General features: G+C 70.8%; 21 protein-coding genes, 1 tRNA gene and 1 riboswitch. Of the genes, 14 read left to right on the plus strand and 8 right to left on the minus strand.

The window, feature by feature from the left end; genetic code table 11:
- The first annotated feature begins 74 nt into the window (after positions 1-74).
- The 11 genes from AAHG03_RS24815 to AAHG03_RS24865 all read left to right on the plus strand — a co-directional run bounded on the left by AAHG03_RS24815 (position 75) and on the right by AAHG03_RS24865 (position 13,657).
- Complete coding sequence (locus AAHG03_RS24815) at positions 75-2,210, plus strand: TonB-dependent siderophore receptor (protein ID WP_412759791.1); 2,136 nt, start codon at positions 75-77, stop codon at positions 2,208-2,210.
- Complete coding sequence (locus AAHG03_RS24820; protein WP_342154093.1) at positions 2,210-2,953, plus strand: ABC transporter ATP-binding protein; 744 nt, start codon at positions 2,210-2,212, stop codon at positions 2,951-2,953. Before AAHG03_RS24815 ends, AAHG03_RS24820 begins: the two co-directional genes overlap by 1 nt.
- Positions 2,950-4,344 (plus strand): DUF3526 domain-containing protein, encoded by a 1,395-nt coding sequence (locus AAHG03_RS24825; protein ID WP_342154095.1) that lies wholly within the window; start codon positions 2,950-2,952, stop codon positions 4,342-4,344. The genes AAHG03_RS24820 and AAHG03_RS24825 overlap by 4 nt, the downstream gene beginning before the upstream one ends.
- Complete coding sequence (locus AAHG03_RS24830; RefSeq protein WP_342154097.1) at positions 4,341-5,828, plus strand: DUF3526 domain-containing protein; 1,488 nt, start codon at positions 4,341-4,343, stop codon at positions 5,826-5,828. Before AAHG03_RS24825 ends, AAHG03_RS24830 begins: the two co-directional genes overlap by 4 nt.
- Entirely contained in the window at positions 5,825-7,018 is a 1,194-nt protein-coding gene (locus AAHG03_RS24835) for a DUF1624 domain-containing protein (protein ID WP_342154099.1), read from the plus strand. Before AAHG03_RS24830 ends, AAHG03_RS24835 begins: the two co-directional genes overlap by 4 nt.
- Positions 7,019-7,119: 101 nt before the next feature.
- Positions 7,120-7,316, plus strand: a riboswitch (cobalamin riboswitch).
- Between the two features lie 121 nt (positions 7,317-7,437).
- Entirely contained in the window at positions 7,438-9,429 is a 1,992-nt protein-coding gene (locus AAHG03_RS24840; RefSeq protein WP_342154101.1) for a TonB-dependent receptor plug domain-containing protein, read from the plus strand.
- A gap of 7 nt (positions 9,430-9,436) precedes the next feature.
- The gene (locus AAHG03_RS24845; RefSeq protein ID WP_342154103.1) at positions 9,437-10,285 is read left to right on the plus strand and encodes an ABC transporter substrate-binding protein; all 849 of its coding nucleotides are present in this window, start codon (positions 9,437-9,439) and stop codon (positions 10,283-10,285) included.
- Entirely contained in the window at positions 10,282-11,328 is a 1,047-nt protein-coding gene (locus AAHG03_RS24850) for a FecCD family ABC transporter permease (RefSeq protein ID WP_342154105.1), read from the plus strand. Before AAHG03_RS24845 ends, AAHG03_RS24850 begins: the two co-directional genes overlap by 4 nt.
- The gene (locus AAHG03_RS24855; protein ID WP_342154107.1) at positions 11,325-12,140 is read left to right on the plus strand and encodes an ABC transporter ATP-binding protein; all 816 of its coding nucleotides are present in this window, start codon (positions 11,325-11,327) and stop codon (positions 12,138-12,140) included. Before AAHG03_RS24850 ends, AAHG03_RS24855 begins: the two co-directional genes overlap by 4 nt.
- Positions 12,118-13,080 carry a DUF6925 family protein gene (locus AAHG03_RS24860; RefSeq protein ID WP_342154109.1) on the plus strand — a complete coding sequence of 321 codons (963 nt, stop codon included), beginning with the start codon at positions 12,118-12,120 and terminating at the stop codon, positions 13,078-13,080. Before AAHG03_RS24855 ends, AAHG03_RS24860 begins: the two co-directional genes overlap by 23 nt.
- Complete coding sequence (locus tag AAHG03_RS24865; RefSeq protein WP_342154111.1) at positions 13,073-13,657, plus strand: AAA family ATPase; 585 nt, start codon at positions 13,073-13,075, stop codon at positions 13,655-13,657. The genes AAHG03_RS24860 and AAHG03_RS24865 overlap by 8 nt, the downstream gene beginning before the upstream one ends.
- Before the next feature lie 390 nt (positions 13,658-14,047).
- Here AAHG03_RS24865 and AAHG03_RS24870 read toward each other — a convergent pair whose 3' ends face one another.
- Positions 14,048-15,025: an NAD-dependent epimerase/dehydratase family protein gene (locus AAHG03_RS24870; protein WP_342154113.1), complete on the minus strand. Its 978-nt coding sequence runs from the start codon at positions 15,023-15,025 to the stop codon at positions 14,048-14,050.
- A 91-nt stretch (positions 15,026-15,116) separates the two neighbouring features.
- Here AAHG03_RS24870 and AAHG03_RS24875 point away from each other — a divergent pair, with 91 nt between their 5' ends.
- Positions 15,117-16,007 (plus strand): LysR family transcriptional regulator, encoded by an 891-nt coding sequence (locus AAHG03_RS24875; RefSeq protein ID WP_342154115.1) that lies wholly within the window; start codon positions 15,117-15,119, stop codon positions 16,005-16,007.
- A 107-nt stretch (positions 16,008-16,114) separates the two neighbouring features.
- Here AAHG03_RS24875 and AAHG03_RS24880 read toward each other — a convergent pair whose 3' ends face one another.
- The 4 genes from AAHG03_RS24880 to AAHG03_RS24895 all read right to left on the minus strand — a co-directional run bounded on the left by AAHG03_RS24880 (position 16,115) and on the right by AAHG03_RS24895 (position 19,025).
- A complete protein-coding gene (locus tag AAHG03_RS24880; protein ID WP_412759792.1) occupies positions 16,115-16,429 on the minus strand; it encodes a GCG_CRPN prefix-to-repeats domain-containing protein in 315 nt (104 codons plus the stop codon).
- 60 nt (positions 16,430-16,489) lie between these two features.
- Entirely contained in the window at positions 16,490-16,753 is a 264-nt protein-coding gene (locus AAHG03_RS24885; protein ID WP_342154119.1) for a hypothetical protein, read from the minus strand.
- 173 nt (positions 16,754-16,926) lie between these two features.
- Positions 16,927-18,300 (minus strand): sensor histidine kinase, encoded by a 1,374-nt coding sequence (locus tag AAHG03_RS24890; RefSeq protein ID WP_342154121.1) that lies wholly within the window; start codon positions 18,298-18,300, stop codon positions 16,927-16,929.
- A complete protein-coding gene (locus AAHG03_RS24895; RefSeq protein ID WP_342154123.1) occupies positions 18,300-19,025 on the minus strand; it encodes a response regulator transcription factor in 726 nt (241 codons plus the stop codon). The genes AAHG03_RS24890 and AAHG03_RS24895 overlap by 1 nt, the downstream gene beginning before the upstream one ends.
- Before the next feature lie 169 nt (positions 19,026-19,194).
- Here AAHG03_RS24895 and AAHG03_RS24900 point away from each other — a divergent pair, with 169 nt between their 5' ends.
- Both AAHG03_RS24900 and AAHG03_RS24905 read left to right on the plus strand, forming a co-directional pair.
- Positions 19,195-19,851 carry a hypothetical protein gene (locus AAHG03_RS24900; protein ID WP_342154125.1) on the plus strand — a complete coding sequence of 219 codons (657 nt, stop codon included), beginning with the start codon at positions 19,195-19,197 and terminating at the stop codon, positions 19,849-19,851.
- A gap of 46 nt (positions 19,852-19,897) precedes the next feature.
- Positions 19,898-20,269, plus strand: a complete 372-nt coding sequence (locus AAHG03_RS24905; RefSeq protein WP_342154127.1) for a hypothetical protein — start codon at positions 19,898-19,900, stop codon at positions 20,267-20,269.
- A gap of 108 nt (positions 20,270-20,377) precedes the next feature.
- On the opposite strand, the gene AAHG03_RS24910 is transcribed toward AAHG03_RS24905, so the two are convergent.
- From AAHG03_RS24910 to selA, 3 genes are all read right to left on the minus strand, one after another.
- A complete protein-coding gene (locus tag AAHG03_RS24910; protein ID WP_342154128.1) occupies positions 20,378-20,833 on the minus strand; it encodes a hypothetical protein in 456 nt (151 codons plus the stop codon).
- A gap of 925 nt (positions 20,834-21,758) precedes the next feature.
- Positions 21,759-21,851: transfer RNA gene (locus tag AAHG03_RS24915), tRNA-Sec, on the minus strand.
- A gap of 59 nt (positions 21,852-21,910) precedes the next feature.
- Positions 21,911-23,320: an L-seryl-tRNA(Sec) selenium transferase gene (gene selA, locus AAHG03_RS24920; RefSeq protein ID WP_342154130.1), complete on the minus strand. Its 1,410-nt coding sequence runs from the start codon at positions 23,318-23,320 to the stop codon at positions 21,911-21,913.
- Positions 23,321-23,330: the final 10 nt, after the last annotated feature.

Raw genomic sequence — 23,330 nt, forward strand, 5'->3', positions numbered from 1 at the left:
GTTCGAACCCGCTTGCCCCGAACTCCGCGGCCTCCGCCGGACGCCGCCGCGCCCCGCGCCTCGCTCTGGCCGCCATCCTCTCGGCCGGCGCCTCGGGCTTCGAGGCCCGCGCGCAGGAGAGCACGACGCTCGACGAGATTTCGGTCGAGGGTGAGGGCACGGGTCGCGCCGCCGGCAACGCGCCGCCTTCCGGACGGACGGCGGCCTCCGGCGCGATCGGCCTGATCGGGCCGAGCCCGGGCTACCGGGCCGACCGGGCGGTCAGTTCGACCAAGACCGACACGCCCCAGCGCGACGTGCCGCAGGTCGTCACCGTGGCCCCGCGGGAGGTCATCACCGATCTCGCCGCCACCCGCGTCGATCGCGTCTTCAACTACACGCCGGGCGTCGCCCAGCAGAACAATTTCGGCGGGCTGTCGATCTTCAGCTACGCCATCCGCGGCACCACCACCTCGGAAATCTACAAGAACGGCTTTCCGCTCAACCGCGGCACGCCACCCCCGCCCGACGCCCAGAACGTCGAGCGCATCGAGGTGCTGAAAGGCCCCGGCGGCGGCCTGTTCGGACGCAGCGATCCGGGCGGGCTCGTCAACATCATCACCAAGCAGCCCACGCGGGAGCGCTTCGTCGAGATGGGCGGGCTCTGGGGCTCGTTCGAGCAGTTCCGCGGCACGCTCGATTCCGGCGGCGCCCTGAACGAGGACGGCACGCTGCTCTACCGCTTCAACCTCGCGGCGGGTCGCCAGAACAGTTTTCGCGACTTCGTGGACGGCGACCGACTGCTCGTCGCGCCCGTGATCTCCTGGCAGGTCACGCCCGACACGAGGATCACGATCGAGACCGAGTTCCTGCGCAACCGCATCGTGTTCGACCGCGGCGTCGTCGCGGTGAACAACGGGCGGCTCGGCGCCATCCCGATCTCGCGCTTCCTCGGCGAGCCGGGACAGAGCACCTATCAGACCAACGATTCGATGCAGGTGCGGGTCGATCACCGCTTCGATGCCGACTGGCAGATGCGGCTCGCTACCTATTTCAATACGGGCTCGCTGGAGGGCGAATCCGCCGAGATCCGCGCGATCACCGACAAGGGCATCGCCTCGCGCGACCGCAACCTGCGCGACTACCGCTGGGACGTGGCGATCGGTCAGGCGGAACTCGTCGGCCGCTTCGAGACGGCGGGGATCGGCCACACGCTGCTCGTGGGCTTCGAGCGCGAGAGCACCGACAGCCGGGTCGTCTACAACCGCTCGACCATCGCGAATAACCCCTACACCATCGACATCTACAATCCGCAATACGGGCAGGCGCTACCGCCGATCGACCGCTTCCGCAACAACCTGGAGCGGATCACCAACACCGCCCTCTACGTGCAGGACCAGATCGCGCTCGGCCCGGAATGGAAGGCGCTGGTCGGCGCGCGGTTCGACTTCTTCGAGCAGTCGTTCCGCGAGCGCACCCCGCGCTCCCAGGTCGACCAGACCTACTTCGCGGCCACGCCCCGCGCCGGCCTCGTCTACCAGCCGACGCCCGAACTCGCCCTCTACGCCAATGTCGGCACGAGCTTCCGGCCGAATATCGGCCCGGACGCCGCCGCCGCCTCGGCATCCGGCCCCTTCGCGCCCGAGACCGGCATCGGCGCCGATATCGGCGCCAAGCTCGACCTGTTCGGCGGGGCGCTGGGCCTGACCGCGGCCCTGTTTCGGGTCGATCGGCAGAACGTGCTGACGCCGCAAGCGAGCGGCAGCGGCATCTCCGTGGCGGTCGGCGGCGTGCGCAGCCAGGGCATCGAACTGACGGCGGCGGGTCAACTCACGCCGGAGGTCAAGATCCTGGCGGGCTACGTCTACGCCGACGCCGTGGTGACCGAGGATCCGGCCCTGCCGGTCGGCACGCCGCTCATCAACGTGCCGCGCCATTCGGGCAGCCTGCTCGCGGTCCACGAGGTTCAGGCCGGGCCCTGGAAGGGGTTCGGGCTCGGCGGCGGCATCCGCGGCGTCGGCGAGCAGGCGGCGGATTCCACGGACAGCTTCAGCCTGCCGGCCTACGTCGCCGTCGATGCCCTGGCCTATTGGCGCTACGAGAATGTTCGCTTCGGGCTGAACGTCGAGAACATCTTCGACAGCGAGTATTACGAGAGTTCGCTCAACCGGTTCCGGGTCTATCCGGGCGCGCCGCGCCGCTTCACCGGCACGATGACGGTGCGGTTCTGATGGGCGCTTCCGCTATTCCACTCAAAGAGCCGGTCCTGGCGATCGACGGCGCGGTCAAGCGCTTCGGGAGCCGCACGGCGCTCGCCGGGCTCGATCTTCGCCTCGGCGACGGCGAGGTCTTCGCGCTGCTCGGCCCCAACGGGGCGGGCAAGACCACGACGATCAACCTGATCCTCGGCTTCCTCCGGGCGGAGGCCGGCACGATCCGGGTCTGCGGGATCGAGGCCGGGGAAGACCCCATCGGCGCGCGCCGCCACGTGGCCTACATCCCCGAGCAGGTCGCGCTCTATCCCGGCCTCTCGGGCGTGGAGAACCTGCGCTACTTCGCGACGCTCGCCGGCCTCGACCCGTCGAAGGACGCGGCGCGCGCCCTGCTCGCCGAGGCCGGGCTCGCCCCGGAAGCCCATGACCGGACGGCCGGCGCCTACTCGAAGGGCATGCGCCAGAAGGTCGGCATCGCGGTGGCGCTGGCGCGCCGGGCGCGGCTGCTGCTGCTCGACGAGCCGACCTCCGGCCTCGATCCGAGCGCCGCCGCGGACTTTTCCGCCACCATCCGCGCGGCGGCCGGGCGGGGCACCGCGGTCCTGATGGCGACGCACGACCTCTACCGGGTGCGCGAGATGGCCGGCCGCGTCGGCGTGTTGAGCGGCGGGCGGATCGTCGAGGAGATCGACCCCAGGACCCTCGACCACGTTGCCCTGGAGCGCCTCTACATCGACCGGCTCGCCGAGGGCCGCGCATGAGGAGGATCGGCGCGGAACTCAGCTTGTGCCTGCACGACGCGCGGCTGCGCTGGATTGGCGCGGTGCTCGCCCTGCTGCTCGCCGTGGCCGGGCTCGGCGCATGGCGCGACGCCGTGCGCACCGGGCACGACGTCGATGCGGTCACCGCCGCCGAGCGCGCGCGCTGGCTCGGGCAGGACGCCAAGAACCCGCATTCGGCCGATCATTTCGGCCTGTGGGTGTTCAAGCCCGCGTCGCCGCTCGCCGTGCTCGATCCCGGCAGCGAGCCCTATACCGGCCGGATGGTGCGGGTGGAGGCCCACGTCTTCAACGATGCGGTCTACCGCGCCGTGCAGGAGGCCGGCCCGCTCGCTCGCGCCGGCCTCGGCAGCGTCGCCGACATCGTCGGGCTCGTGGTGCCGCTCGCCGCGATCCTGCTCGGCTTCTCCGCCTTCGCGGCCGACCGGGAGCGCGGCACGCTGCGTCTTGCGCTCGGCAACGGCATCGCGCCGGGCCGCCTCTTCGCCGGCCGGTTGGCGGCGCTGCTCCTCGCCCTCGTCCTCGTCGTCGGCCTGCCGCTCCTCGGGATCGGTGCGCTGGCCGCCCTCGGCCGGGACGCCGCGGGCTGGCAGGCATGGCCCCGCCTGCTAGCCTGGATCGCGGCGCAGCTCGCCTACGCCGCCCTGTTCCTGCTCGTCGCGATGCTGGCCTCGCTCCGCGCCCGCACGGCCTGCCACGCGCTCGCCGCCGCGCTCGCGATCTGGGTCGGCCTCTGCATCGCCGCGCCCCGCCTCGCCACCGCCGCGGTCGAGGCCGTCGTGCCGGCCGTGTCCTACCGCGAGGTCCGCGCCCGCCTCGACGCGGAACTGCGGCCCCACCGGACGGCGGAGGCCAACGACGGCCGCACCCGCGAGATCCTGGCCCGCTACGGCGTGAGCGAGGCCGACGAACTGCCCGTCGACTTGCGCGGCCTGATGATGGTCGAGAACGACGACCACCACTTCGCCCTCTACGACCGCGAGTTCGGCGCCTTCTTCGACGGCATCGCGGCCCGGGAGCGGGCCTTCGCCTGGGCCGGCCTCCTGTCCCCGCGGGTCGCCCTGCAGGCCCTGTCGCAGACGCTCGCCGGCACCGACTTCGCCCAGCACGCCCACTTCGTCTGGACGGCGGAGGCCTATCGCCGCTCGATCTCGGAGCGGATGAACGCCGAAATCCGCGACCGTCCCGAGCGCGGCGGCACGACCCTCGTCGCCGGGCCCGAACTGTGGCGGGAAATCCCGCCCTTCGCCCACGCGCCGCTGCCGTTGGCCCGCGCGCGGGCGGACGCCGCCGTCCCGGCCCTCGTGCTCGCCCTCTGGCTCGCGGGCGTCGGCGGCCTGTGCGTCCCCCTGGTCCGGAGGCTGAAGCCGTGAGCGCCGCCCGCTTTCCCCGGCTGCTCGCGGCCGAACTGCGCCTGATCCTGCGCGAGCGCCTCACCTGGGCGATCCTGGCCGCCCTCGTCGCGGCGCTCGGCCTCGCCGCCTGGACCGGCGCCGAACGCATCGCCGTCGCCCGCACGGCCCTGGCGGCGGCCGCCGCCGACGGCGAACGCGCCGTCCGCGAGGCGAAGGCCGCACACCTCCGCTACAGCCAGCCCGCCGCGATCAAGGTGAACTACTGGCAGGACCCGACCGACGCCTTCGGCTATCGGACCTACTTCATGGCGGCCTACGCGGTGAAGCCGCCGACGCCGCTCTCCGTGCTCGCCGCCGGCCCCTCCGACGTGCAGCCGGCGGTGACGAAGATCGATTTCGGCTTCAGCACGGTCTTCGACGACACCGCCACTGAGATCGGTTCCGCGGCCGCCCTGCGGCTCGGCCCGTTCGATCTCGCCTTCGTCCTCGTCGTCCTCGTTCCGCTCGCGACCATCGCGCTTGCCGGCACGCGCCTCTCCTCGGAGCACGACAGCGGCATCCTGCGGATGATCGCGGCGCAGCCCGTGAATCCGCGCCGCGTGGCCGGCGCCAAGTTCGGCGCCGCCGCCCTCGTCGCCCTCGCTGCGACGCTCGGCGGGACGGCGCTCGCCCTCCTGCTCTCGGGCGGGCTCGGCAACCTCGCCGGCTGGTCGGGAACGGCGGCGCTGCTCGCGGCGGCGCTCGCGGCCTACGTCGTCTTCTGGGTCGCGGCCTGCGCGCTGGCGGCGAGCCTGTGGCGCGGGGCGGTGGCGGCGCTGGCCGGCCTCGTGCTGGCCTGGGCCTGCCTGACGGTCGCCCTGCCGACCGCGCTCGGCCTCGCGGTCGATGCCCTGGCGCCGGTCCCGTCACGCATCGCCGCGATCGACGCGAGCCGGCAGGCGCAGGCCCGCTTCTACGCCGGGGACGAGGCCCGGAGGGTCACCGCCGCGTGGCTTGCCACGAAGCTCCCCGATGACGCGCTCCGGCCCGGCCTCGCCGATGCGCCCGAACTGAAGCGCCTCGCCCGCGACGCCCATTACGACGAGGCCCTGGCCGACCATCACCGGGCGGCGCGCGCGCAGGCGCGCGCGGCCTCGGCCTGGAGCCGAAAACTCGCGCTGCTCTCGCCCGCCACCGCCCTCGCGCTCGCGCTTGAGACCGCCTCCGGCGCCGATGCCGGGCGGCACGCGGCCTTCCTCGCCGAGTCCGCCACCTACCGGCGCAGCCTGCGTGCGTTCTTCGAGCCGCGCATCCTCACTCAAGCCCTCGACCCGGCGCCCGTCTGCGCGGGTTGCCCGGCGCGCCTCGACTTCGACGCCTACGACGCCGTGCCGGCCTTCGCCCCCGCCGACGCGCGCGGGGCAGCCGAGCGTCAGGCGCTGCTGACCCTGGCCTGCCTCGCAGCCGCGGCCCTCCTTCTCGCGGCGCTTGCAGTGTGGCGTCTCGGGCAATGGCCGGCATGATCGCCCCGCACGCCGACCCGATGCCCGAACCGTCGCCCCCCGCAGGATCGCCGGTCGCGTCCGCCCGCATCGTCTCGATCGATGCCCTGCGCGGGCTGGTGATGGTGCTGATGCTCCTCGACCATCTGCGCGAGACATGGTTCCTGCACGTCCCGGTCGCCGATCCGATCGACGCGCGGAGCGCCCTGCCGGCCCTGTATCTGGCCCGCCTCGCGGTCAGCCTGTGCGCGCCGATCTTCATCGTGCTGACGGGCGTGGCCGCCTACCTGTTCGGCACCCGGCACACGCTGGCGGAGACACGCGCCTATCTGGTGAAGCGCGGCCTCGTGCTGATGGCCTTCGAGGTCCTCTACCTCTCCGAATTGTACTGGGGCGTGGCCAGCCCGACGCTCTGGCTCCAGGTGATCTGGTGCATCGGCGTGTGCATGATCGTGCTCGCGGCGCTGATCGGCCTGCCGCGCTCCGTTCTCCTCGCGGTCGGGCTCGCGATCGTGTGCGGTCACAACCTCCTCGACCCGATCCGGCTCCAACCCGGCCAGCCGCTGTTTCCCGTCTGGGCCCTGCTGCACCAGCGCGACGTCATCGCGCTGCCCTTCGGCCTAGTCGCCAAGACGACCTATCCGGTGCTGCCCTGGATCGGCGTCATCGTGCTCGGCTACGTCATCGGCCCGTGGTTCCTGCCCGGCATCGCCCCGCATACGCGACAGCGCCGTTTCGCGGCCCTCGGCGGCGCGATGCTGATCGCCTTCGCGCTGCTGCGCTTAGTGAACGGCTACGGCGATACGCCCTGGTTCGTCGTCGAGGGCAGCGCCTTGCGGACCGCCATAAGCTTCTTCGCGCTCACGAAGTATCCGCCCTCGCTGCTGTTCCTGCTGCTGACCCTCGGGACCGGGGCGCTGCTGCTCACCGCGCTGGAGCGGATCGGCGATCGCCCGCCCGTCGCGGCGCTGGCGGTGTTCGGCGGCGCGCCGATGTTCTTCTACCTGCTCCACCTGACGGTGCTGCGGCTGCTTTACCACGGCGCGTCCGCGATCTGGGGCGCGACCCAGGGCACCGTGTTCGGCGTCGCCGATTACGGGTGGGTGCTCGTGTGGTACGCCGGGCTGATCGTGCCCCTCTACGGGCCGACGGCGTGGTTCGCGCGCTTCAAGGCGTCGAGGCGCGACATCGCCTGGCTCAAGTACCTGTAGCGCGGAGTGCGGCACGGGAGCCGATGGCTGGTCGTCGGCGCCCCGGCACGAAGACAGTGGGAGTCTCGCCCTCGATTTCGTTGACTCGACGCGCGGCCCTGAAATAACACTAGCTTGACGGTTCCCCTCGGGGATCAAAAGGGAACGCGGTGAGGGCGTAAGCTCGATGCCGCGGCTGCCCCCGCAACTGTAAGCGGCGAGCCTTCCGCCACCATGTCACTGGGCAGCCTCGCCCGGGAAGACGGTGAGAGGGCAGCGACCCGCGAGCCAGGAGACCTGCCGTCAGTCGTGGTCACACGCGAAACGCATCGGGCGGGGTGTCCTGGTGGGTGTCGAAGCGCCGTGATCCCGTGAGGACGCGAGCGCCGAGGCCTCGTTCGCGGTGACGTGCCACTGCCGTCACCCGAGGCTTGTCTCCCGTGCCCCATTCCCCTGGTTCCGCTCTCCGGAGCGTCCTGGCGCTATCCTGCGCCGGATCGGCCCTGCTCACAGCAACCTTCGCCCACGCCCAGCAGACCGCGGCGCCCTTCGCCGGAGCCCCGGCCGGCGTCGAGACCACCCTCGACGAGATCTCGGTCGCGGCCACCGGCTTGCCGACACCGACCACGCAGGTCGGATCGAGCGTGACCGTCCTGACCGCGCGGACGCTCGAACAGCAGCAGCGCCGCACCGTGTCGGACGCCCTCCAACAGGTGCCGGGCCTCAACGTCTTGCAGACGGGCGGCCCCGGCGGACAGACCTCCGTCTTCATCCGCGGGGCCAATTCCAACCACACCAAGGTGCTGATCGACGGCATCGACGCCACCGACCCGTCGAACCCCAACGGCTCGTTCGATTTCGGCCAGCTTCTCACCGAGGACCTGTCGCGCATCGAGGTGCTGCGCGGCCCCCAGAGCGGCCTCTACGGCTCGGACGCCATCGGCGGCGTGATCGCGTTCACGACTCGCCGGGGCGAGGGACCGGCCCGTGCCGTCGCCAAGGTCGAGGGCGGCTCGTTCGGCACCTTCAACCAGTATGGCCGCATCGCGGGTGCGGAGGGCGGGTTCGACTACGCCCTCTCGGTCTCGCACCTGCGGGCCGCCGCGACCCCGGTGACGCCGCCTGACCTCGTGCGGCCCGGCAAACCGATCTACCCGAACTTCTACGACAACGAGACCGTCTCGGCCCGCTTCGGCTACCAGTTCACCGATACGTTCCGGATCAACTCGATCACCCGCTTCATCGGTTCGAAGCTGCGCTTCAGCAACGACGATTACAGCCCGTTCCCGCTGCTGGGGGTCGGCGAGTTCCGCAATCAGGCCGACGTACAGCAGGTCTTCACCCGCAACGAGGCCGAATGGACACCGCTGCCGGGCTTCCACAACGTTTTCGCCGTCAACTACTCGAACCTGTACAATCGACAGCTCAAAAACATCTATAATCCGCTGGCGCTGCCGGGCGATTCGAACAACCTTGGCGAACGGCTGAGGTACGAGTATCGCGGCGACTACGAACTCTCGCCGGGCAACCTCGTCCTGTTCGGGGCCCAGCGCGACGAAGAGCGGCTGTTCACCGAAAACCCCAACAACATCATCACGGCGCGCAACGTCAATACCGCCGGCTACGGCGAGGTGCAGCTGACGCCGTTCGAGGGCGCCTCCCTCGTGGCCAACCTGCGCCACGACGAGAACGACGCCTTCGGCCCGGCCACGACCTACCGCGTGGCGCCGAGCTACATCGTCCCCGGCACCGGCACGCGCCTGAAGGGCAGCGTCGGCACCGGCTTCAAGGCCCCGACCCTGAACCAGCTCTTCGTGGACATCCCGGCCTTCGGGCAGAAAGGCAACCCGACCCTGCGGCCCGAGGAAAGCTTCGGCTACGACGCCGGCTTCGAGCAGCCGTTCGGTGAGCGTGTGCTCGCGGGCGCGACCTACTACGCCAACGATTTTCGGAATTTGATCCAGGGCACGTTCGACCCGAAAACCTTCCTCTTCACCAACGTGAATATCGGTCGTGCTGAGACCTACGGGGCGGAGGCGTTCCTGGCGGTGCGGTTCACCGACACGCTGTCGGGCCGGATCGACTATACCAACACGGTCTCGAAGGATGAGGTGAACAACCGCGAGCTGCTGCGCCGCCCGCGTCACAAGGGCAGCGCCACGGCGATCTGGACCCCGATGCCGGGCTTGACCCTGAGCGGCACGCTGATCGTGCTCGGCTCCTTCGTCGACGGCGCGCGCGACGCCGCCTTCACGCGCATCCGCAATCCCGGCTTCGCGATCCTCAACCTCGCGGCGAGCTACGACGTGTCTGAGACCGTCAGCGTGTTCGGGCGGATCGATAACCTGTTCGATCAGCGCTACGAGAATCCGACCGGCTTCTTGGGACCGGGCCTCGCCGTCTACGGCGGCGTGCGGCTGACCAGCTTCTGAGGTGACGATGCCGTCGCGAGCCGTCCTCGCTCTGTGGGCCATCCTGTTGACCATGCCGGCGGCCCGTGCTGCCGGTGCGGCGGAAGAGCCCGTGCGCGTGGTCTCGATGAACCTGTGCGCGGACGAACTCGTCCTGCGGCTCGCCGACCGCGATCAAGTCTTGGCCGTGACCTATCTCGCTGACGACCCGCGCGGATCGACGGTCGCGGCCGAGGCTGCCGGTGTTCCGGTGACGCGCGGCCTCGCCGAGGAGGTGGTCGCGCTCCGGCCCGACCTCGTCATCGCGGGCGCCTTCACGACGCGCACGACCGTCGGCATGCTCAAGCGCGTCGGCGCGCCCGTGCTCGAACTCGGCGTGCCGGCCGACCTCGACGGCGTGCGTGCCCAGATCCGTCAGGTCGCGGAAGCACTCGGGCACCCCGAGCGGGGGGAAGCCTTGGTCACGGACCTCGACGCCAAGCTCGCATCGGTCATCCCGTCGACCCGGCCGTTGCGGGCCCTCATCATGCGCCCGAACGCCTTCACGGTCGCCCCCGGCGGCCTTGGCGACGCGCTCATCCGCGCCGCCGGCCTCGTCAACGTCGCGGCCGAGATTGGACGCGACCGGTTCGGGCAGGTACCGCTTGAAGCCGCCGCGCTCGCGAACGCCGACCTGATCGTGACCGACGAGGGGGCGCCGGGCCTGCCCTCGCTCGCCGACACGCTCCTGCACCATCCCGTCTTCCGCGCTCTTAAGGAGAAGGGTCGGACCGTATCCATCCCGAACCGCTTCTGGACCTGCCCGGGCCCCCAGGTCGCCGAGGTCGTGGCACGGCTGGGGGCGGCCGCCGCGAACGCGCGGGCGCCTCGGCCATGAACGCACCTGTTCGAACCATCGCCGATCCCGTCTCGCGGCGCCCGGACACGCCGCGCGTCCATCGTGCCGTCGTCGCTGTCCTCGGCGCCGCGGTCCTCGCTCTGACGCTCGCCTCGGTCGCCATTGGCTACGCGGCCTTCGACGTGCCCACCGCCTTCGCCGACCTCGTCGCGGGCCGGACCGCGCTGCCGGCCCTGGTGCTGTGGGAGCTGCGCATCCCGCGGGCGCTGCTCGGCGGCCTCGTGGGGTTCAGTCTCGGTCTGACCGGGGCGGCGATGCAGGGCTACCTGCGTAATCCGCTGGCCGATCCCGGCATCCTCGGCCTCTCCTCGGCCGCGGCGCTGGGCGCCGTGCTGGTCTTCTACGGCGGGCTCGCCGCCTCACTGAGCCTCGCCCTGCCGCTCGGCGGCATCGCGGGCGCGGGCGTGGCGGCGCTGCTCCTCAACGCGCTCGCCGCCCGCGGCAGCTCCACGCTCGGGTTGATCCTGGCCGGCGTCGGCCTGTCGAGCCTTGCGGGCGCGCTGACCGCCCTGGCGCTGAACCTGTCGCCCAACCCCTACGCCGCCCTGGAGATCGTATTCTGGCTGATGGGGTCGCTCAGCGACCGCAGCATGGACCACGTGGTCCTCTGCCTGCCGCTGATGCTGGTCGGCTGGGGCCTGATGCTCTCGACCGGCTCCGCCCTCGACGCCCTGACGCTCGGGGAGGACACCGCCGCGAGCCTGGGGGTTGGCCTCGTCTCGGTCCGCGTGCGGCTCGTCACCGGTGCGGCGCTCGCGGTCGGCAGCGGGGTCGCGGTGTCGGGCGCTATCGGCTTCGTCGGCCTCGTCGTGCCGCACCTGATGCGTCCGCTCGTCGGGGCGCGGCCCGGCGCTAACCTGTTGCCGAGCGGGCTCGCCGGCGCGGTCCTCGTGCTCGCCGCCGACATCGGCGTGCGCCTGCTCGCCACCCGCCCCGAACTGAAGCTCGGCGTGGTCACCGCGCTCGTCGGGGCGCCGTTCCTGATCGTGCTGCTGCTGAAGAACCGCGGGAGCCGGGCATGAGCCTCGCCCTCCACGACGTTCGGGTGACGCTGGGTGGCCGGATGATCCTGTCGGACATCGACCTCGCGCTGGAGCGCGGTCGCCTCATCGGGCTCGTCGGACCGAACGGGGCCGGCAAGACCACGCTGCTGCGCGTCCTGGCCGCCTTGGTCGCCCCCGCCCACGGCCGCGTCACCCTCGACGGCCGTGCCCTGCCCGACCTGCACCGCGACGAGCGGGCGCGCCGCATCGCCGCCCTGTTCCAGGGCGGCGGCGTCGGCTGGCCGATGACGGTGCGCGAGATCGTGGCGCTGGGCCGGCTGCCGCACCGCCGCGCCTTCGCGGGGCTCTCCGACGCCGATCGGGCCGCGGTCGCGCGGGCGATGGCGCGCACCGATGTCGGCCACCTCGCCGACCGGACCGAGCCGACCCTGTCCTCGGGCGAGCGCATGCGCGCGCTGCTGGCCCGCGCGCTCGCCGTCGAGGCCGAGTGGCTGCTGGCCGACGAGCCCGTCACCGCGCTCGACCCCGCCCACCAGCTCGACGCCATGGCCCTGCTGCGCGCCGCCTCGCGCGACGGCGCCGGCGTGGTCGCCGTCCTGCACGACCTCGCGCTCGCGGCCCGGTTCTGCGACCGGATCGTCGTGCTGTCCGGCGGCCGGATCGTCGCGGACGGCACGCCGGAGGAGGCGCTGACCGATTCCCTGCTCGCCCGCGTGTTCGGCGTGACGGCGGAGCGGGGCGAGAGCGCGGACGGAACCCATTACATCCTGCCCTGGGCGCGGTCCGGGGCGACGAGGGAGACGAGCGATGGCGTCATCATCCCGGGCTGATGCGGTCTCGGACCTGCTGCGCGAGGCCCTGGCCGATCCCGGCACCGCCTGGAGCCTCGGCAGCTTCGGCGCCATCGCCGAGTTCATGCGCGACCAAGACGAGGCGGTGTCCGCTCTGCCCGACGACCGCCTCGGCATGGCGACCGAGCGCGGCGCCATCGCGCTCGGCGCCTGTCCCGATCTGCGCCCCGTCGCCTACGAGACCGCGGTCGCCTCCGGCTGGAACCACGCGGTCGCCCTCTGCCTGCCCGAGGCGGCCTGCGCCATGAGCCGGCGCGGCGTGGTGACCGAACTCGGCCCGGACCGCGAGGCCGCCCGCGAACGGGACCGGGAAGCCATCCTGTTCGACCTTGGTCTCGATCTCCTTGCGGTCGATGCCTGCGTGCGCACGAGCGACCCCGAGGCCATCGCCTGCCTCCGGTCGGGCGTCGGACGCCCCCTGTTCGACCATGCGAACCCTATCGGTCAGCACCTCGTCGCGATGAGCCCGCATCGCGTGTTCCTGGCGAAGGTCGGCCGCATCGAGGTCTATGCTCCGATCCCGGGGCCGGGAGGCACCAGCCCGGAGGGACCGCATACCCACGTCCTGCCCAAGCTCCTGCGGACCGGGCGCACGCATGCCGCGACGACGCCGATCCCGGCGGGCTGGGTGCCCTGCGCCGCCCTCCACCCGGCTCACCCCTACAAGGACATGATGGGCCGGCGGATCGCCTTCGACGCCGCCCGGTACGAGGCCTTCCAGGTCCTGCTCGACCGCTGGGGCGATCCGGACCTGCTCGCGGTCAAGCGGGGCGGCGAACCGCGCCCGGACAGCCCGGTGTCGAGCCGTCACGCGCAGGGCGCCCGCCGCGTCGCCGAGGTCCAGGCGCGCCTCCTCCGGGGCGAGACCATCGCGGCCGATCCCGCGGCCGACGAGGACGAGGCCACCGACCATGCCTGAGCCCGAGCGTCGGCGGGTGGTCGGTCTGATCGGATGTCCCGGAGCGGGCAAGACGACCTATGCGCGTCGGTTCGACCCGCTGGAGGGCTGGGTGCACCTGACCCTGGACGATCTCCGTCAGGCGCTCTGGCCGCCGGACCGGCAGATCTATTGGCAAGTTCGCTACGGGGGCTGGGACCGGCAGTCCCACCATCTTCTGCATGCGGTGAAGGTCGCCGCCCTCGACACCGCCCTCGCTCAGGGCTTCAGCGTGGTGATGGCCGATACCCACCTGACCCGCGCCGTGGTCGAGGCCGAGCTCGATGTCGTCGCCCGCCACGGCCTTACCGTCGGGTGGAAGGTGTTCGACGTGCCATGGGAGGTGCTTCTTGCTCGAAACGCGGCGCGCGGCGCTGCCGACCCGTCGCACGTCCAGCCCGAGGACGTGCTAAGGTTCACTTACGATGCATTCCATGCTCCGGACGCCTGGTGGCGGACGCTTCCTGCCGCCCAGGTCGAGTACATCGAGCTTCCGCTGCCGGAGGCCGAAGCCAGGCACGGTCTGGTAGGCGGGAGTCGGACGTGTCCCGCAACCTGACTTGTCATGTTCCCTCGGTTTCACTTGGGTAGCCGGCCGCCCGAGCATGCGCTGCTTACCTGGCGCCCATGCCCTTAACAACGCCGATTGCCGGTTGGCGGGACAGGCATGCAGCGCATCGGGGCCGCTTCGCTTTCCGAGCGGACATTCGAATAGGCAGGGCGGAAGGTCCGCAAAGGGTCAGGAGTTCGCACTCCGATTGTTCGGCTGTGCGCCAATAGGGAGACCTTCGAGGAGATTTACTGGAATGGCCGCTTGGCCTCCCGGATCTGACATTAACACTGAATGACAGGCCCAAGAGGCCAAGACATTTTGACGAGATGGCCGCCGAGCGCGGCATAATCATCGACGACAGAAGTCAGACTTTCGGCATCAGCGCATTCCGTAGCATTAACTGTCCTCCGCCAGCGCACGTCGACGCTCACAACTCGATCCCCGCAGCGAGGCTGCGACGGCCTCGTCGAGCGCCGTTCGGGGAAGGGCGCCGATCAAGGCGGTCAGCCGTCGCCCGTCGAGGCGCACCGGGTGCTTCCAGAACGGGCGGACTTCCAGGACCTCGCGCGGGAACCCCCCGAACGGTGAGAGCGCCTGCATCAGTGCCCATGGGAAACGGCGTTCGGGCAGATCGGGGCGACCCGAGACGCGGCGAAGCGCGGCAACCATCCCGCCGCCGTCGGGGTCGTCGTAGCCGGGGAACTGGAGCCGCTCGAAGGGCGACAGGCGATCCGAAGGCAGTTCGAGCAGGCATAGGATGGCCTCGGCGAGGTCGGGCAGATACGCCCAGGCATGGCCGACGCCCGGCGTGCCGGGATTCACGATGCGCGCGAGCGGCGGCTTCGCCAGGGCCTGCGCGAACCAACTCTGGCCCGCCTCCGGACCGAAGAAGTCGCCGGCCCTGACGACGAGGCTCCGCACCTCCGGGGCGGCCTCCGCCAGGCGCCGCTCCATCTCGACGCGGATCGCGCCCTTCCGCCCGCGCGGGTGCTGCGGGGTCGTCTCGTCGATCACGGGGGTGAGGACGGGGTCGTAGTTATAGACCGTTCCCGGCAGGACGATCCGGGCGCCCGCGTCCCGCGCCGCCGCGAGCGTGTTGTCGAGCATCGGCAGCACCAGCCGGTCCCACCCGCGATACCCGGGCGGGTTCACCGCGTGGACGATGACGCTCGTCCCCTCCGCCGCGCGAACCACGTCCGCCCGGTTCATGGCATCACCCGCCTGCCACTCCGGCGCGACCGAGTCGCCCCAGGTGACCGCCGCCCGTCTAGGATCACGCGCCAAGGCGGTGACGTGCCACCCGCGCGCCAACATCGCCCGGGTCACCGCACCACCGACGCCGCCCGTCGCCCCCAACACCAGAGCCGTTCTCATCGTCCTGATCCTCCGTTCGCCGCCACCTCGATGCGTCGAACGGGAGGCCGATGAAATTGACGAGCTTCAACGGGCCGCCTATCGAAATTCGATGAGCGATGCGGACTTCGCCTGGGACGATCAGCGAGCCTTCCTGGCCGTGCTCGACACCGGTAGCCTGTCGGCCGCAGGGCGGGCCCTGGGCCTGACCCAGCCCACCGTCCGGCACCGGGTCGAGACGCTGGAGCGGGCCATCGGGCAGCCGCTGTTCGTCCGCGGGGTGAACGGGCTGGCGCCGACGCCCGAGGCGCTCGGGCTGGCCGGGCACGTCAGATGCATGGCCCACGCGTCCGAGGCCTTCTGGCGCGAGGCCGAGGGCGCGGCGTCCGAGGTCGCCGGTCCGGTCCGCCTCAGCGTCTCGGATTTCGTCGGCATCGAAGTCGTGCCGCCAATGCTGGCAGATCTCCGCGAGCACCACCCGCGTCTCGCGGTCGAACTGCTCCTCACGAACGCCAACACCGACCTAACCGGCCAGGAGGCGGACGTGGCGGTGCGCATGGTACGGCCGAGCCAGAATTCGCTCGTGGCGCGCCACGTCGGCAGCATCCCGCTCGGGTTCTTCGCATCGCCGTCCTACCTCGACCGGAACGGCGTTCCCGAGACCGTCGCGGACCTACCCCGGCATGCGATGGTCGGGCCCGACCGCATGCCGGCCTACGTCGCGATCCTGGACACCCTGAGCCGGGAGGCGGGCGGGCCGCTGCAGATCGCCCTGCGCAGCGACAGCCATCCCGCGCAACTCGCCGCCATACGCGCCGGCCTCGGCATCGGCGTGGTGCAGGTGCCGGTCGGCGAGCGGGACCTCGTGCGCGTCCTGCCGGACCGCGTCGTGTTCGAACTCGACACGTGGATCGTGGCGCACGAGGACGTGCGGCGCAGCCTCCGCATCGACGCCCTGTTCAACCACCTCGTCGAGTCCTTCCGGGCCTACTGCTCCCGATAGGGCGCGGATTTGCGCGAGAGCGGCCGACGAGCGGTCGGAGGCGAGGCGACCGATGCGGCGGCACAGCCACATGCCGGCCCGCGTTCCGGCGGATCGGCCTCGATCCTTCAGAAGCGCCGATGCCAACCGCCATGGCGGAAGCCGCTCCCGCGGTGCCGGCCCGCATGCCAGGCGAAGTCACGGTGCCCGCTATAGTGATAGCGGTCGTGCCAGCGGTCGCCGCCCCAGCGGTGGTCGCCGAAGCGGCGATAGCCAGGGCAGTAGACGAACGGGCGATCCGCGTAGGGCCGCCAATTCGGCCGGCACCCGCCATAATAGTCGCGGTGGAAGCCGGGACCGCATCCGTCGCGGGCCTCCGCAGTGGGTGCGGTGAGCAGCATGCCCGACACCAGGGCGATGGGTAGAATGAGCTTGTAGATCAGGACGCGCACCATGGGCGTCCGGCGTGAGGCCGGACGTCGCGAATCACAGGAAGGGAGGGTTCAGTTCGGCCAGCAGTGGCGACCGTAGGGACCGATATGGAAGCCGGCCGGGCAGGAAGCGCCGCGGACGTAGCCACCCCATTGGCCGCCCGTGCGGCAGTAGCCGTAGACGCCTCGGTGGGCGTAGGGCCTGCAACCGCCGTAGACTTGGATGATCCGAGGCCCGTCGGAGCCGTCGGACACGGCGTCCTGCACGAGCGGAATGGCCGAGGCCGGGATCGCGAGCGCGGCCAGCAGCACGGCGGGGGCGAGGATCTTGAGCATCGGCGAACTCCTTCGTCTTGATCACCGGGAGCGGCACCGTGCCGTCCCGTCCCGGCGGCGGATGGGCCGCATCGGGTTGCGTGAAGGTTCGCCCCGAGGGGGATCTCAGGTGTGACGAGTTCGCGCCGGATCGTATCGTCGTGTAACGGCGGCCCTCGGAGCTTTGCCCGATGTCAGGCCAGAGCCGGCAGCGTCACGACGAGCCGGGTGCCGCCGGATGGGGCCGCCTCGGCGACGATGGTGCCTCCGTGCGCCTCGGCGATCTGCCGGGCGATGGCGAGACCAAGGCCCGTCCCGCCCGTCCGGCGATTACGCGAGCGGTCGATACGGTAGTAGGGGCTGAACACCGCCGACCGCTCGTCCTCCGGGATGCCGGGTCCGTCATCCTCCACCACGACCTCGCAACTCCCCCCGACCCGCTGCACCTCGACGGCGATTGAGGATCGGCCGAACTTGACGGCGTTGCCGATCAGATTTGCCATCACGCGGCGCAGGGCGATGGCGTCGCCGGCCACGGTCGCGTCCGGCACATCGTCGCCCGACAGACTGATGCGGGCCCCCTGGGCGGCGTGCTCGGCGACCTCGACCGCCACGATGTCGGCGAGGTCCACCGGAGTGCGGCCGACCCCGGCGGCGGTGCCCCGGGCGAAGCCCAGCGAGGTGTCGATCAGCGCGGTCATCGCGTCGAGATCCTCCAGCAACCGGTCCCGCCGCTCCGGCTCGGCCACGCGCTCGGCCCGCAGGCGCATCCGTGTCAGGTAGGTCTTGAGGTCATGCGAGATCGCGCCGATCAGCATCGAGCGCTCGCCCATCAACCCGACGATGCGCTCCTGCATCGCCTGCACGGCCTGGGCCAGGCGCCGGATCTCAGGGGCGCCCTGACGGGCGGGCGCCGGCTCCGCCGCGCGGCCGTCGAACCGCGAGACCGCCTCGGTGAGGCGGCGCAGGGGGCCGAGCTCGTGCCGTGCGCCCACGGTGACGAGGCCCGCGACCGCCACGCCCAGAACGGCCACCCATAGGCTCAGCGGCTGGCCGAGCAGCCATGGCATCGGCGAGCGATGGCCCCTGATGGCCGAGACGACGAGGATGTGCCCGTCGGGCAGCCGGTAGGTCGCCTGTGCGAGGCTGCCGATGGACCTCTGCCGGGTGCCGGTCCCGGCATCCGCGGGGCCGTTGCCCCGGTAGAGCATGTCGGTGGTGGTGAAGGCCCGGATGACGTCGGCCTCGTCGCCGGTCAGGCGGCGGAGGCGCGCTTCGAGGACCGGCTCGCGGATCAGCGCGGTCTCGTCCGGCGGGGTGTCCGCAATCTCCGCCCGCAGCGCCTCGCCGTTCACCGCGCGCAGGATGGCCGGCCGCTGCGCCGGGCCGGCATCCTTCATCAGGACCATGATGCCGGCAGCCTGGTCGAGGCGGGGAAAGCGCGAGCCATAGGGCCAGCGTTCCTGGCCACGCTGCCACTGGTCGATGCCGAAGGTCGCCACGATCAGCAGCGAGAGCGCGCCGAGCAGGACCAGCATGATCCGTCCGAGCAGGCCGACGCGGGCCATCACGGTGCGGCCTTCACCGGCGCCGCCAGGATGTAGCCCGCGGTGCGCACGGTCTTGATCAGCGCCGAGGCCGTGCTCCCGGCACCGTCGAGCCTGTGGCGCAGGCGGCTTACCTGGACGTCGATGGTGCGGTCGAACGCGTCGGCGGTGCGGCCGCGGGTCCAGTCGAGGAGTTGGTCCCGCGAGAGCACGCGCTGGGGCCGGGTGACGAAGCAGTGCAGCAGGTCGTACTCGGCGCTGGTGAGGGGGACCTCCCTGGCGGGCTCGCCGACGGTGACGGCGCGGCCGGCGAGATCGATCACAAGATCGGCGAAGGCGAGCCGCTCGGGCGCCGTCTCCGCCGCGGCGGCGCCGTTCGCCCGGCGCAGCACCGCCCGGATGCGGGCCAGCAGGACGCGGGAGCTGAACGGCTTCGACACGTAGTCGTCGGCGCCCATCTCCAGGCCGAGCACCCGGTCGATGTCTTCGTCCTTGGCGGTCAGCATGACGACCGGCGGGCCGCCCGCCTCGCGCAGCCGGCGGCAGATGGAAAGCCCGTCCTCGCCCGGCAGCATCCAGTCGAGGACGATCAGGTTCGGCCTCGGACCTGTCGCGAGCAGGCGGTCGAGACCGGCGCCCCCGTCGAGGGATACCACGCGGAATCCCTCGTCCTCCAGGTAGGCCGCGAGTTGGCTGCGGATGTCGTCGTCGTCCTCGACGAGGGCGATGATGGTGCCGTCGGTCATGCCCCGAGGTTAGGTCGCGGGATCGGGTCGGCAACGCGAAAACGGGCGTCGTTACACATCGTTACACGGGTCTGGACTCCCGTCATATCGGGGCATGGGCCGGGTCCGAGGATTGCCTTCGTTAAGGCGGCCACACCGGCGGGGCCGGAGGAACGGAGGCGAGATCATCATGGCGATATCCCCGATCTGGCATGTCGTTTCGGCCCTGGCCATCGCAGGGACGATGACGGTCCACGGTGGGCCGGCATACGCGGCGCCACGGCCGGCGACCGGCGGGACGCTGCGGTTCGACGATGGCGGCGAGCGCTATCGCGGCTACCGGATCGAGATTGCCCAGGACGTCCCCAACGCCGAGATCGGCAAGTTGCGACAGGCGGCCGAGCACCAGGTCGACCTCGTGGAGGCGACCGGGCTCGACGCGTCCACGAAGGCCTTCCTCCGGCGTTTCCCGGTCGTCGTCCGGTCGGGCTCGGGCGAGGGAAGCCACTACAGCGGCGGCGACAGCGTCACCATCGCGGTCGACGACCCGATGGACGACCGGCCGATCCTGCTGCACGAGTACATGCACGTCTACCACTTCCGGAAGCTGCCGGGTGGCCGGAACAACCCCGACATCCTGACCTTTTACGGGCGGGCGAGGAACGGCGGCTTCTATCCGGCCGGCGCCTACGTCCTGAAGAACCAAGCCGAGTTCTTCGCGATGACGGCGAGCGTCTTCCTGCACGGCCGCCTCGCCCGCGAGCCCTTCACCCGGGACGAGCTCCGCCGGAAGCAGCCGGTCTACTACGGCTTCCTCTCCCGGCTCCTCGGCCCGGTCGGCGCCTGACACACCCGCACGGTCGACCTCCAACCCATCCACCAAGGAACGACCGATGAACATCCGAGCCCTGGCAGCCTGCCTCCTGATCCTCGGTACCTGGCCCGTGCTGGCAGACGCCCTGCCGTTGCGCCGCGGCGCCTATGTCGGCGTCGACACGGACTGCAAGGACCCGCCGAACGTCGAGTTGCGCGTCTATGACGGAAAGGGCCTTGGAAGCTCGAAGGCCGGCGATTGCTGGGCACGCGTCCTGTCCCGGCGAGGGGATGTCCTCCGGATCGAGCAGGACTGCAGGGAATACGGCGGTCCGAGGCCCGAAAGGGGCATCGAACGCTCCGTCATCCGCATCGACGGTCCGGGGCGCTACACCGACCTGACAGGGGGTGGCAGCGGGAGTTTCCGCCTCTGTCCCGGTCTCAAACCGTGAGACCGGCCCCCTGATGGTGGCGCGCACCGGGGACGGAGGCCGGGGATGCGGTGGCGCGTGCGGATGTCGGCTCGTGAGAGCGCGGGGCCGTCGCCTGCATCCGGCCGCTCACGGACCCGTGCCTGAGGTGATCCCTTCGTAGGAGCGGCTCGCCACGAGGCGCAGGATGCCTACCGCGCCACCGTGGACGTGGAGCCAGCGGCTGACCTTGCAGGCGGCCCGGGCGTAGAGGCCCGTGGCCTCGGCGGTCTCGATCCAGGCCGCGCGCGAGGCCGGGAGGTCGCCGCCGGGTTCGACGCGGCAGCGGTCCGGCCCGGGCGCGAGGTAGCGCGGATCGTCCGACACGACGACGGCGAGTCCCTCGTCGAACCATTGCGGCACCGCTCGCCCGAGGGTCGCCGCCAAGCCGATCCTCCGGTGAAGCTCGGCGTGGGCGAGCTCGTGGGCCGCGATGACCGCATCGGCGCCCCGGGGCGACAGGATCAGCGCGCGGTCGAGCAGGGTGATGCCCCTCGAGCAGCCGCCGAGGGGCCGGTAGCAAGCCTCGGTCGCGCAAAGCAGCACGCGCGGGACGACCGCAGGTCGCCGTAGAACGCACTCACCCGGGCGCGAGCCGCCTCGACCGTGGCCTTGGCCGCCGCCCGGCGGTCCGCGGCCATCCCTCCTTCGACGTAGACGCCGTCGCCCAGGTCGGTAAAGCCGTAGCAGGAGGGGCAACCCGCGGCCGCTGCCGCCGGGTATGCGAAGTGGAGAACCGCGGTCGCGGCGGCCCCCAGGAAGACGAGCGGCGCGATGATCCTCATCATCGGGTGACCTCCCATCGCATGCGGTCGTGTCGGCCAAAGGTTCGTGGCACGATCCTGCAACAGGTTCGTCAGGCGAGCCAACTCTGAGGCGGCCATCGCCGGGAGAGGCTCGCGCCGAAGTGAACCACGACGCCGGATAGGACCCGTACGCCTTCCATCCTGGTTCAGCATCGGTCGCCAATGTGCCCGTACCTGATGATGTCGTAGCCGCCACTTACAGGTCGGCTTACTCCTAATGAGCGGACTTCTGGTCCGGTACGCTCGATGGTCTGCAATGGGTCAGGAGTTAGCATGCCGACTGGTCGGCTACGCGCCATCAGCGGACCTTGGGCCGAAACCGCTGGAATGGCCGCTTGGAGCTCGACAGCGGCCGAAAGCGGATGTTCAGCGCAAAGATGCAGAGTGTCTGCTTTGCGCAACCCTCGAGGCCCGGGAGCCACGACGAAGACCGCATGCTAACGCTGCCTTGTCAAATTTTTTGCATAACAATGCGATAACAATACTAATTATAACTTCTGCGCCTTTTCATGTCGAAATAAATGCTTTTGATATGGCGCGATTTATGGCTAAGATAGCCAATTGCAGGCGCACTATTGACATGCAGAAGCATAAGATGGCTGAAATATTAACGCAGATTTTAGGCAATGCCCACGAAATATACTGCAGCGAAGACGTCAAAAACGTGGCGGAAGCGGATGGGAATCGAACCCACCCTACGCTGTTGGCGTAGCACTGGTTTTGAAGACCAGGGAGGCCACCAGGCCTCGTTCGCCTCCGAGAGCCGTGTAGCACGATCCCGTCGGCAATGCGCTGCGACGCTCGCGCACCGGGATCGTCACCAAGCGGTGATCCCTCCATCGAACCGGTCGAGCGTCGCCAGGAAAACGGTTTCGTTCTCCAGGGTGCGCAGATCGAGGCGGAGCGCACCCTCCGTGACACGGCCGATCACCGGTACCGGCAGGGCGCGCAACGCCGCGGCGAGGCGTTTGAGCCATGCCCCCTCGCCTCGCCGCCCGACCGTAGCCGGTGGCCGGAAGGCGAGGCAGGCGCTCGGCAAAGTCTCGACCGGGAGCGCGCCCGAGCCGATCTGGCTGGTGCAGGGCTCGACCGTGACCTGGGCGATGCTGCCGATCCGCTGCGTAACGGCCGGTAGCAGACGCTCGGCCTGGGCGGCGATGTCGTCGCGCTTGCGAGTCAGCAGACGTAGGGTCGGCAGGCGCTCTTGCAGGCGTTCGGGATGGAGATAGAGGCGCAGTACCGCTTCCAGCGCGGCGTAGGTCATCTTGTCGACACGCAACGCGCGCTTGAGCGGGCTTTTGCGCACGCGGGCGATTAGGTCGCGCCGACCCGCAATTACGCCGCATTGTACAGCGCCGAGCAGTTTGTCGCCGGAGAACGTGACGAGGTCGGCATTCCCCAGCGCTGCGCGCACCGTGGGCTCGGGCGGCAGGCCGTAAGCGGCAAAGTCGATCAGGTTGCCGCTGCCGAGATCGACCGCGAAGGGGACGCCGTGCTCCCCGCAGAGCCGGTGCAGGTTCGCCTCGCCGGCCTCAGCGGTGAAACCCTGGATCGCGTAGTTGCTGGCATGGACCTTCATGACGAGGCCGGTGCGGGGGCCGATGGCGTCCTCGAAGTCGCGCAGATGCGTGCGGTTGGTGGTGCCGACCTCGCGCAGGCGGCAGCCGGCACGGACCATCACGTCGGGCACGCGGAACGAGCCGCCGATCTCCACCAACTCGCCGCGGGAGACGATCACTTCTTTCCGCATGGCGAGCGCATTCAGCACCAGCAGCACGGCGGCTGCGTTGTTGTTTACGACGATGGCCGCCTCCGCGCCGGTCAGCCGGCAGATCAGGGCCTCGACATGGTCGTCGCGCTCGCCCCGCTCGCCCCGGGCGAGATCGAATTCGAGGTTCGAGGCGCCCGTCATCACCGCGGCGACGGCCTGCGCCGCCTCCGGCGGCAGCGGCGCGCGGCCGAGATTGGTGTGCAGTACCGTGCCGGTGAGATTGAGGACCGGGCGCAGCGAGGGCCGGTTTTCGTCCGCGAGGCGGTGCGCGGAGCGGGCCAGCAGCGCGTCCGGGCTTGCCAGGGCCGTCTCCCCGGCGCGGATCGCGGCGAGCACCGCGCGGATCGCGTCGGTGACGGCCGAGCGACCGTAGGTCTCAGTCATAGCCAGCGCGGATTCGTGCGCCAGCAGGCGATCGACCGAGGGCGGGCGCGCGACGGGGGCGGTCTGGCTCATCGTGTTCTTT

Origin of the sequence: Methylorubrum subtropicum, from assembly GCF_038442325.1 — a bacterium.
Lineage (GTDB): Bacteria > Pseudomonadota > Alphaproteobacteria > Rhizobiales > Beijerinckiaceae > Methylobacterium > Methylobacterium subtropicum.

Coding starts and splice junctions, on each gene's coding strand:
- AAHG03_RS24820 (WP_342154093.1), top strand. CDS start 2,210: ATGGGCGCTTCCGCTATTCCACTCAAAGAGCCGGTCCTGGCGATCGAC.
- AAHG03_RS24825 (WP_342154095.1), top strand. CDS start 2,950: ATGAGGAGGATCGGCGCGGAACTCAGCTTGTGCCTGCACGACGCGCGG.
- AAHG03_RS24835 (WP_342154099.1), top strand. CDS start 5,825: ATGATCGCCCCGCACGCCGACCCGATGCCCGAACCGTCGCCCCCCGCA.
- AAHG03_RS24845 (WP_342154103.1), top strand. CDS start 9,437: ATGCCGTCGCGAGCCGTCCTCGCTCTGTGGGCCATCCTGTTGACCATG.
- AAHG03_RS24850 (WP_342154105.1), top strand. CDS start 10,282: ATGAACGCACCTGTTCGAACCATCGCCGATCCCGTCTCGCGGCGCCCG.
- AAHG03_RS24855 (WP_342154107.1), top strand. CDS start 11,325: ATGAGCCTCGCCCTCCACGACGTTCGGGTGACGCTGGGTGGCCGGATG.
- AAHG03_RS24860 (WP_342154109.1), top strand. CDS start 12,118: ATGGCGTCATCATCCCGGGCTGATGCGGTCTCGGACCTGCTGCGCGAG.
- AAHG03_RS24865 (WP_342154111.1), top strand. CDS start 13,073: ATGCCTGAGCCCGAGCGTCGGCGGGTGGTCGGTCTGATCGGATGTCCC.
- AAHG03_RS24870 (WP_342154113.1), bottom strand. CDS start 15,025: ATGAGAACGGCTCTGGTGTTGGGGGCGACGGGCGGCGTCGGTGGTGCG.
- AAHG03_RS24875 (WP_342154115.1), top strand. CDS start 15,117: ATGAGCGATGCGGACTTCGCCTGGGACGATCAGCGAGCCTTCCTGGCC.
- AAHG03_RS24885 (WP_342154119.1), bottom strand. CDS start 16,753: ATGCTCAAGATCCTCGCCCCCGCCGTGCTGCTGGCCGCGCTCGCGATC.
- AAHG03_RS24890 (WP_342154121.1), bottom strand. CDS start 18,300: ATGGCCCGCGTCGGCCTGCTCGGACGGATCATGCTGGTCCTGCTCGGC.
- AAHG03_RS24895 (WP_342154123.1), bottom strand. CDS start 19,025: ATGACCGACGGCACCATCATCGCCCTCGTCGAGGACGACGACGACATC.
- AAHG03_RS24900 (WP_342154125.1), top strand. CDS start 19,195: ATGGCGATATCCCCGATCTGGCATGTCGTTTCGGCCCTGGCCATCGCA.
- AAHG03_RS24905 (WP_342154127.1), top strand. CDS start 19,898: ATGAACATCCGAGCCCTGGCAGCCTGCCTCCTGATCCTCGGTACCTGG.
- selA (WP_342154130.1), bottom strand. CDS start 23,320: ATGAGCCAGACCGCCCCCGTCGCGCGCCCGCCCTCGGTCGATCGCCTG.